Source organism: Shewanella pneumatophori (assembly GCF_023283895.1).
Classification (GTDB): Bacteria; Pseudomonadota; Gammaproteobacteria; order Enterobacterales; family Shewanellaceae; genus Shewanella; species Shewanella pneumatophori.
In genome coordinates, this window is sequence record NZ_JAKILB010000013.1 from 119,863 (window position 1) to 129,903 (window position 10,041).

7 protein-coding genes and 2 tRNA genes are annotated in these 10,041 nt (G+C 42.8%); 6 read left to right on the forward strand and 3 right to left on the reverse strand.

Going from position 1 to position 10,041, the window contains the following annotated elements:
• Positions 1-401 precede the first annotated feature (401 nt).
• The 5 genes from tyrP to L2740_RS17495 all read left to right on the forward strand — a co-directional run bounded on the left by tyrP (position 402) and on the right by L2740_RS17495 (position 5,387).
• Positions 402-1,604, forward strand: coding sequence for a tyrosine transporter TyrP (gene tyrP / locus L2740_RS17475; protein WP_248951356.1), 1,203 nt, complete (start codon positions 402-404; stop codon positions 1,602-1,604).
• Positions 1,605-1,866: 262 nt separating this feature from the next.
• Positions 1,867-1,957: transfer RNA gene (locus tag L2740_RS17480), tRNA-Ser, on the forward strand.
• 767 nt (positions 1,958-2,724) lie between these two features.
• Positions 2,725-2,815: transfer RNA gene (locus L2740_RS17485), tRNA-Ser, on the forward strand.
• 735 nt (positions 2,816-3,550) lie between these two features.
• Positions 3,551-4,894 (forward strand): NADP-specific glutamate dehydrogenase, encoded by a 1,344-nt coding sequence (gene gdhA / locus L2740_RS17490; protein ID WP_420833542.1) that lies wholly within the window; start codon positions 3,551-3,553, stop codon positions 4,892-4,894.
• A gap of 166 nt (positions 4,895-5,060) precedes the next feature.
• On the forward strand, positions 5,061-5,387 hold the full coding sequence (locus tag L2740_RS17495) for an antibiotic biosynthesis monooxygenase family protein (RefSeq protein ID WP_476707514.1): 327 nt from the start codon (positions 5,061-5,063) through the stop codon (positions 5,385-5,387).
• 50 nt (positions 5,388-5,437) lie between these two features.
• Here L2740_RS17495 and traF read toward each other — a convergent pair whose 3' ends face one another.
• The 3 genes from traF to L2740_RS17510 form a co-directional block, all read right to left on the reverse strand.
• On the reverse strand, positions 5,438-6,634 hold the full coding sequence (gene traF / locus L2740_RS17500; RefSeq protein WP_248951358.1) for a conjugal transfer protein TraF: 1,197 nt from the start codon (positions 6,632-6,634) through the stop codon (positions 5,438-5,440).
• A 161-nt stretch (positions 6,635-6,795) separates the two neighbouring features.
• Positions 6,796-7,848 (reverse strand): alcohol dehydrogenase family protein, encoded by a 1,053-nt coding sequence (locus tag L2740_RS17505; protein ID WP_248951359.1) that lies wholly within the window; start codon positions 7,846-7,848, stop codon positions 6,796-6,798.
• Between the two features lie 20 nt (positions 7,849-7,868).
• Positions 7,869-8,378, reverse strand: a complete 510-nt coding sequence (locus tag L2740_RS17510; RefSeq protein WP_248951360.1) for a TetR/AcrR family transcriptional regulator — start codon at positions 8,376-8,378, stop codon at positions 7,869-7,871.
• A 268-nt stretch (positions 8,379-8,646) separates the two neighbouring features.
• Between L2740_RS17510 and L2740_RS17515 the strand changes: the two genes are divergently transcribed.
• Positions 8,647-9,345, forward strand: coding sequence for an aspartate/glutamate racemase family protein (locus tag L2740_RS17515; protein WP_248951361.1), 699 nt, complete (start codon positions 8,647-8,649; stop codon positions 9,343-9,345).
• Positions 9,346-10,041 lie beyond the last annotated feature (696 nt).

The following is a 10,041-nucleotide window of genomic DNA, read 5'->3' on the forward strand; positions in this document are numbered from 1 at the left end:
TGGCAAAATCAGTTTTATCTAAACTATCTGTTAACCTATCAAAACTGTTAGTAAATGCATAATGAGAGTATGTAACTAAGTTTTAAGCAAACGCTTGGTGTCTATTTATTAACAATTAAACGAATATGTTTGTTGACAGCAGTACAAGGACATCCTATCGTGGAGTCTCATCTAACTTGCTGTTATATAAGTGTTTGATTAACAGATTCTATTAAGGAAAGTCACGTGTTATTAACACCCGTTCAGAGTTACTACTATCTATAGCCACAATGGCGTAGATAGAGGTTTTTCACTCCCCCTCATGTTTTAAATCACTCCATTGTGGCAATTCCATTTTTCGGAAGTCGGCCACTTATCAATGCCTGTTCCGAAGCCTTTTTAATTAATTTGGAACACCATAAATGAACAAAAGTAAAATTTTCGGCAGCATGCTTATTATTGCTGGTACCACAATTGGTGCTGGAATGTTGGCATTGCCACTTGCGGCATCGGGTTTAGGTTTTGGCATGGCTACTTTGGTTATGTTATTGATCTGGTCGTTGATGACGTACACTGCTCTCCTGATGATTGAAGTACATCAGCACGCACCTGAAGATGCCACCTTACACACCTTGGCGCATAAGCTGTTGGGGCGCAAAGGCCAAGTCGTTGCTAGCTTTTCGATGATGTTTCTGTTTTACGCACTGTGTTCGGCTTACATTGCAGGAGGGGGCGAGCAGATCAATAGTAAATTAACCAACTGGTTTGATTTGCAATTGCCTATGCAAGCGGGGGCGATAATTTTTACCTTATTAATCGGTACTGTGGTGGCGATTGGTACGCGCTCTGTAGATATGATTAACCGAAGCTTGTTCACCTTAAAGTTGGTTGCGCTGGTGGTCATGCTGTTCTTATTGTTGCCTCATGTGTCGGTTGAAAACCTAGTCGCATTACCTGTGCATCAAGGGCTAGTATTGGCATCTTTGCCGGTTATTTTTACCTCGTTTGGTTTTCACGGCTCTATTCCATCAATCGTGCGTTACTTAGGTAGAGATACTAAGGCGCTGCGCTGGATTATTGTTGTAGGTTCGTCGTTGCCACTTATGGTTTATGTACTGTGGATGCTTGCCAGTCAGGGCGTGTTGTCGCAGCCAGACTTGATGGCAAGTCAAAGCTTAAATGGCTTTATCGATTCACTAAGCCGCCTGTTACATAATCCTATGATTGCCAATGCGGTTTCTGTATTTGCTGATCTTGCGCTGGCAACATCATTCTTAGGAGTTAGCTTAGGTTTATATGATTTTATTGCTGACTTACTAAAACGCGGTTCAACGCCTAGCCACAGAATTCAGGTTGGCTTAGTCACCTTTATGCCACCACTAGGCTTTGCATTGTTCTACCCACAAGGCTTTATCACAGCTTTAGGGTACGCGGCATTCGCATTGGTTATTTTGGCTATTTTCTTGCCAGTGGCTATGGTTAATGCTCAGCGTAAGCAGCAGGGAATAGAGGGTTACCAAGTAAAAGGCGGTAAGCTGGGCTTAACGGTAGCGACTTTAGCTGGTGTGCTGATTATTAGTGTGCAATTACTACAGATGTTTAATCTACTGCCAGCGGTAGGTTAAGTTTAGTCGGAGATTGAGGGCTAATTAAAGAGTCAATTAAAGGACTCATAGGCTCTGAAATGAGTTACAGCTCTTCAGTAATTAGGCTGAATTAAAGCAGGGGAGTTTAGAAGTATTAGCGGAACAGCTGTAATGAACAGCTTGAAATTGACTAAAAAACAGCTGAAACAGCATTGTTTTCAATGTTTGGCCTGTTTTTTAGTCATTCGAATCAAAATGCTCTTTACATTACCGCGGACTCCCCCTATTATCTGCGGCATTCGGAGGGATGGCAGAGTGGTCGAATGCACCGGTCTTGAAAACCGGCATGGGTTTATAGCCCATCTAGGGTTCAAATCCCTATCCCTCCGCCACATTCAAGATGAAGGGCTACTCGAAAGAGTAGCCCTTTTTCGTATATCCAGAAAAGCTGATTAGAACCCCTGGTTCCTATTGTTTAGAACCGGCTAACCCTGCGCCACATTTAGATGAGGCCCCAGCAGAAATGCTGGGGCCTTTTCGCATTCTGGAAGTAGCACTTTGAACCCTAGGGTTCCTATTGTTTAAAGCCAGCTATCCCTCCGCCACATTTAGAGAAAGGGCTTCCACTCTTGTAATAAAGAGTGGAAGCCCTTTTTCGTATCTGAAGTCCAATGGGTTTATAGCGTAGCTATGTAGGGTTTAAACCTCTAGTCCACTGTGCCATATTTAGAAAAGCCCGCTACTTTATAGCGGGCTTTTTGCTATCAGCAATTTATAAAGTTGAACCCTAGGGTTCCTATTGTTTAAAGGCAGCTATCCCTCCGTCACATTTAGAGAAAGGACTGCCATTTTTGTAATAAAGAGCGGAAGCCCTTTTTCGCATTTAGTAAGTTCCACTTTGAACCCAAGGGGTCTTATTGGGCAGAACCGGTTATCCCATCGGCTATATTTGGGTATTAAGGTGGCAAATTGAAGTTTAATCTCGAAGCACAAGGTTAAAGTTAAAGTCTGCAATGGGCTTTTTAAGCTCGATTTGGCTGTAATTGCAGCAATAAAACAGCAAAAATAACACTTCTCGCTGCGTTTTTGTGCAAACAAGCGATTTTAGTAAAATTAGGCTTTACATTGCCCCTGAGTATCCCTATTATTTGCGGCGTTCGGAGGGATGGCAGAGTGGTCGAATGCACCGGTCTTGAAAACCGGCATGGGTTTATAGCCCATCTAGGGTTCAAATCCCTATCCCTCCGCCACATTTAGAGAAAGGGCTTCCAGTAATGGGAGCCCTTTTTCGTATCTGCAATCCAATGGGTTTATAGCGTAGCTATGTAGGGTTCAAACCTCTAGTCCACTGCGCCACTTTTAGATGAAGCCCCAGCAGAAATGCTGGGGCCTTTTCGAATTTAGGAAGCCCTACTTTGAACTCTAGGGTTCCTATTGTTTAGCCTCTTTACTAAGAATTGGCTACCCCTGCGCCACATATAGAAGAGCCCGCTATTTATAGCGACCTTTTGCTATCTACGATTTATACACTTCCATAAAAGAGGTATTGGTGTTCTACACCCAGAATTCACAAAAGTTGTTTTACCTGTGAACTTGAGTATTAGCGTGCTTGTTGGCTCAGTATGAACAAGTATTTGAATTTGTTTTAGAGGCTCACTATTTTGCATGATTAGTCGTTGTGATTGGCGGCTAGCTTAGTGGCTATGGCTGATTGTTATGTTTAGCGCTGGGGTAAATCGTGCATATCTGCTCGATATTGCATCATCATTAATGATCTCTCATTTTAAATGCCTAATTACTAATGAATTCTTATTGCGTGGGTAGAATATTTGATTTTCTTGAGATATCACACAGGTTCAGTAAAGTCTTGTATTCATTAACTATCAAATACTGATATAAACCATTTCACAATATAAGCTGCGGGTATGCCTAGCGCATCCTAAGCAGTAGCTACCTCAATTCTTTGTATACCCTGGAGCACCAAAATGAGCTGCGATATGACTCTTGATAGTTTTCTTACTACCGTTGCTGAGCGTAACCCTAATCAACCTGAGTTTTTGCAAGCAGTAAAAGAAGTACTGACTTCTATTTGGCCTTTTGTAGCAGCGCGTCCTGAATACCTAAACGCTGGTATTTTAGAGCGTTTGGTTGAGCCAGAGCGTTTAATTCAATTTCGTGTTTCTTGGGTAGATGATAGCGGTAAGGTACAAGTTAACCGCGCTTTCCGTATTCAACACAACTCATCTATTGGTCCATTTAAAGGTGGCATGCGTTTCCATCCGTCAGTAAACCAATCTGTACTTAAGTTTCTAGCATTTGAGCAGACATTCAAAAATGCACTAACGACGTTACCTATGGGCGGCGGCAAAGGTGGTAGTGACTTCGACCCTAAAGGTAAAAGTGAAGGCGAAGTGATGCGCTTTTGTCAGGCATTGATGTTAGAGCTGCATCGTCACTTAGGTGCGGATACTGATGTTCCAGCTGGTGATATTGGTGTGGGCGCACGTGAAGTGGGCTACATGACCGGCATGATGAAGAAGCTAACGAACAGTGCTGAGTGTGTGTTTACTGGTAAAGGTCTAACATTCGGTGGCAGCTTGATCCGCCCTGAAGCAACGGGTTACGGTCTACTGTATTTCGTTGAAGCCATGCTAAAAGCTAAAGGCGAAAGCTTAGAAGGCAAAACGGTTACTGTATCTGGATCGGGTAATGTGGCGCAGTACGCCATTGAAAAAGCAATGGAAATGGGCGGTAAAGTGATTACTGCATCAGATTCCAGCGGTGTGGTATTTGATCCTGATGGTTTTACTACTGAAAAGCTAGCTAAGTTAATGGAAGTTAAAAATGAACGTCGCGGCCGTGTTGCTGATTACGCTCATGAAATGGGTCTGGAGTATGTAACTGGCGGCACGCCATGGCAGTTTGCTGCAGACGTAGCACTACCTTGTGCAACTCAAAATGAGCTAGATGCCGAACATGCTGCAATGCTGATTGAAAATGGTGTGCAGATTGTTGCTGAAGGCGCCAACATGCCAAGCACTGCTGAGGCTATTGCGTTAATGCATGAGGCGAAAGTATTGTTTGCTCCTGGAAAGGCTGCGAATGCGGGCGGTGTAGCAACCTCTGGTTTAGAGATGAGCCAAAATGCATTACGTTTAAGCTGGACTCGTGAAGAGGTGGATGTGCGCTTACGTGACATCATGTACTCAATTCACGCCACATGTGAGCAATATGGTCGTGAAGGCGAGCACATTAACTACGAGCTAGGTGCTAACGTAGCAGGTTTTGTTAAAGTAGCTGATGCTATGAAAGCGCAAGGTGTTTACTAAACAGTAAATCAAATTTAAAAGGGCCTAATGGCCCTTTTTCGTTTTTTGGCGTAAAACTAAACTAATTTGGAAAAACGATAGCTGTAGTTAATGCATTTGCTAAGTTAAAGCGCTAAGCAAAAGTGTTATCTAATAGGAAAGGTCAAATGATAGCTGTAATTTTTAAGTGCATATTAGCCAAGATAAAAAAGCTGAGTATTTAGATATTGCCGCTGAGCTTAAGCCGCTGTTGGCAGATATTGATGGCTTTATTTCGATAGAGCGGTTTCAAAGCTTAAGCGATGACTGCAAAATTTTGTCCCTGTCTTTTTGGCGTGATGAACAAGCTATTGCCCAGTGGCGAGAATTAGAAACTCATCGCACAGCCCAAACTAAGGGCCGAGCAGGGGTATTTGATAATTATCGTTTACGAGTTGCTGGTGTGATCCGTGACTATGGTATGCATCAGCGAGAGCAAACTCCTGAGGATAGTGTGATTGCTCATAATAGCTGAACATATTGTGGATAGCCCAAACATAGTTTGAGCTATCCGGTTTACCTGAGTTAGAAAGTAAAGGACGTTTGAATGACCGCGCCTAGCTCGTTGTCACTGGCGTAACTGGCAGATAGGTCGATATGGAAAGTATCGAATGGTGATAAGCCCAAGCCTGCAGTAAATTGATCGGCTAGATTATCTGATAAGTCAGTCTGATAACCTGCGCGCAGTTGTGCCCAATCGAAGGCATTAAACTCGACACCGATACCTGCCATTTGCTTATTATCAGCTTTGGTATCGACAGCATTCAATGTGCCAGCAATTGAATCGTAGCCTTCTGCTTCATTTAGATCTACATCGACACCGACAGTAAATAGTCGATGGTTATAGCTTGCGCTGGCAATGTAAGTCGGGTTAATTACATATTCACCATTAATCCCTTTAGTCGCAGAGGTTTCATAGCTGTTCTTGACTAAGTTTTTACCAACTAAGCCGAATGCGAAGCCATTATTCATGTGGTAAGCAAAACCAATATCTAAGTTGATGTTACTTTCTTCAGTTTGATATTTATCATCATCCCAATCATCAAACTCATAGTTTTCAATATCAGTAACATAGTTAATAGTCGTTACTTGTTGGTATTTAGGTGTGATCCCGTAATAAAAAGTACCGTGGCTTGATTTATAAGATTTCGCAAAACTCACGCCAGCTTCTGCAATCACCACACCCATCGTCAGAGCTTGCGATGTTAGTGAGCCGTTTTCGATCAGTTTGTCAGTATTTAGATCATCTTCCGCAATATCGGCAAAGATAAATGCGTCAGCATACGCCTTGATAAACATATTCACTGACACATATTCATTTGGTATGGCTACAGCTAGGCTAACGTTAGCTTGAACATTTGCACGGTTGCTCTGTAATTCTTCTAACGCATCGATAACCAACTGTGCGTCTTGCTCTGTAGGGCTGGTAATTGCTGAAAAGCGATCATAAATGTCAGAGAAATCTTCAGTCTTATCGATGATTTCTTCGCTATCATCGACTTGAGCCCCTATAGATGGAATGAGAACACCTACATCATCATCCTCACCATATCGTGCCGTTAATGCTGGGTTGTGGAATGTCGCTGTTAAGTAGTCTGCCGTTGAGGCACCTATGCCTCCCATTGCAAAAGAGCGTGCGTCAAATGACTGTACTGCAGCGTAGGAATTAGCAGAGACAAGTGTTGCAATTAAAGTGGGAGCTAACAGGTATTTACGTGCCATATCAAATCCTTGAATTTATGGTTTTTTGGTTTTAAAACGGCAGGAAAATACCACTATTTTATGGGGAGACACAATGAGGGGATTTACTAAATGTTACTTAAATAAGGTAATAGCCACAGGCTATTACCTTTGATTGGGTTATTTTGACACAGATGAGCTCATCAACGGTTAATCTCAAGCACAATCTTGCCGATATGCTGTTTTTTCTGAAAAGCTTGCTGGGCATCAGCAATTTGCTTTAGAGGAAAGCTTAGTGCCACTAGCGGTTTTATCTGCCCTTGTTCAATCCGCTTGATCAGATTGGCAAAGACTTGAGGTTGTAAAACCGTACAGCCAAAGAAGCTAAGATCTTTAAGATAAAGCGTGCGAATATCCAGCTCTACCAGTGCACCGCCAATTGCGCCCGATACTGCATAGCGACCGCCTGGGCGTAATACCTCTAAAAACACTGGCCATTTTTCACCGGCCACCAAATCTATGACTACATCTATGCTGTTTTTACCTAAGCATTTTATTAGGTCGTCATTGCGGCTAACAGCTTTGTCTGCACCTAAGTCGATTATTTGCTGGCGCTTAGCCTCACTAGTAATCGCAATTACTGTTGCGCCGCGAGCTTTAGCTAACTGAATCGCTGCAGAGCCCACACCGCCAGAAGCACCAGAGATTAATACCGTATCATGCTCAGTAACATTGGCTTTAGTTAGCATATTCTCAGCAGTGGAATATGAGCAAGGAAATGACGCGAGTTCGACATTTGTTAGTGTTGAATTAACTGCGTAGGCATGAGCAGAGTCAACACAAGTGTATTGCGCAAAGCCACCATCACATTCAGAACCCAAATACCAAGGGGTGGCCAATTGCTCGCCATTAACTTGGTTAATGCAAGGTTCAATCAGCACCCGCTCGCCTACACGGCTAATATCAACGTTTGTGCCTACCGCGACAATTTCGCCGCATACATCGGCACCTTGAATAAGCGGAAGACTTAATGCTGTGCCAGACCAGCTTGCGTCATCACTATCGTTATCACCTTTTGAATACCAAGCTGTACGAGTGTTGATATCGGTATTGTTTACACCTGCAGCTGCCACTTTTATGAGTACTTGGTTAGCTTTGGGCTGTGGCGTGAGTACATCTTCACGATATACAAGCTTATCCAAATCGCCATGGCCAATAAGCGTTACCGCATGCATATATGTAGGAATCGAATTCATGATTGGACGGCCTCAGTAAGTTATTTGAGTAAAGTGTGGGAAATCTCTATAGCTTCTTTTACAGCGGCATCACCGAGTACGGGCCAGCTACTACTCACCCCTTCATGGAGAATAAAGAGTGCAGTTGCTAGATCCTGGCGTTGGCTTTGCTGACCTAAAAATAATTTGAGTTCATGTTTGTGCTGATTAACTACATCAGCGATTTGTTGGTTGTCAGGAAAAGCAGCAAGTGCCTGCATAGACATACAGCCTTTGGGGGCACTGTGTTGCATCCAATGCTGTAATCGGCAAAAGATATGCTGTATTGCTGGAAACCCAAGTTCAGAAATATCCACTTCAAGGATCTTGAGATAACGCTGATGACGGCTTTCTAAAGCCGCAACAATCATATCTTCCTTAGAGGGGTAATATTTATAGAGGGTACGTAAACTAACACCACTGGCTTTTTGTAGCAGTGCAACGCTAGATTCAGCAAAGCCAAATTGCCCAAAGGTGGTTTCAAGGTTGGCTGCGATTTGTTGTTTAAGCATAATTAACCTGAGGTAGAATGATTACTCTACATTCAGGGTAGGGCGATCGCTCTACTCTTGTCAAACTGAATTTCAATTTCTGTTAGCAAATCACTTGCTGCCGCAAAGCCATAATGGTTATGAGCCCCAAACTGAAATGCTACTTAACTCTTAAAGTTCACAACGGCCATTAGATAGTCATTGTCATCATCCGATCTTTTACCTAAATTCCTATACTGGTTGCTAGCTAAGGCGTAAATGTGCGCCGAGTAATAATGAGGAAGTAGGCATGAAAACAATCGGTATGCTTGGTGGAATGAGTTGGGAGTCTACAGCGAGTTATTACAAAGCGCTCAATCAAGGGGTCAAAGCTGAGCTTGGTGGGCTACATTCGGCTAAGGTAGCTTTATATAGTGTCGATTTTGCAGAAATAGAAAAGCTGCAGCACAAAGGCGAGTGGCAACAAACTGCTGCAATTCTTAGTTCAGCAGCTAAATCAGTTGAAGCCGCTGGCGCTGACTTTCTACTTATATGTACTAACACTATGCACAAAGTCGCAGATGACATACAAGCTAGTATCAATATTCCAATTTTGCATATCGCCGACGCGACAGCTAGTCAGTTGGTTGCCGACGGTATTAAAAAGGTAGGGCTGCTAGGCACTGCTTTTACTATGGAACAAGACTTCTATAAAAGCCGCTTACAAGACAAGTACGCGATAAACGTGATTGTTCCTGAAGAGCCTGACCGCAAAATAGTACATAGCATTATTTATGAAGAGCTATGCCGCGGCGTTATTTCGTCAAGCTCACGTGCACAATACTTAACGATTATTGCAGCATTAGAAGCGCAGGGAGCGGAAGCAGTGATCTTAGGTTGTACTGAAATTGCATTACTTGTTCAGCAGCAAGATACCCATGTACCTTTATATGACACTACAGAGATCCATGCAGCGAAAGCGGTTGAGCTGGCTTTAATGGATAGGTAATAAAAGCCGAGGTGATATTGTTTATATAGACTGCTTGCCGAACAATATCGACTTAAGTGGTCATAATTAAGTTTCCCTCACATGCTTTAGTTACCTAACGCGACAATTAATATTGAGGGCTGAAAGCCGGTATGCTTGATTCTATTGGCCTCTAGCGCATATTTTTTATACTCGCAAAGGCATTGCTGTGTATAACTCTGTGGGTATTTGGTGAGTATGGTGTGCTTAAAAAAGCTTTTTCAAAAAAGCGTAATTTTCTTTAAAAAAGCGCTTGCGCTCTTTTAAAATCTCCCTATAATGCGACCCCACTGACACGGCGAAGCAGGCCACCTACCAAGCGTTAAGCTAGATAGAATGGGACTTGCAGCGGAGTTAGAGAGATTAACTTCTACGGAATTTAGCCTCTGGTGACAAGCGGTTTAAGAGCTTCACGCAATGACTTCTGATTAAGAAATCAACGCTTGAAAAACTTCTTAAAATAAACGCTTGACGCCAACAACGGGAAGTGTAGAATACGCCTCCTCAGCCAAACGACCTAAGCGTCTAAGGCGCTAGTTTGAAAGACTTAGTCTTAATAGAATTAGCACGCTCTTTAACAATATGACAAGCAAATCTGTGTGGACACTCACAGAGATTAAGTTATTCGAAATTACATCTTTGATGTAATCAAAAATTACTTAATGAATGAGTGTTCAT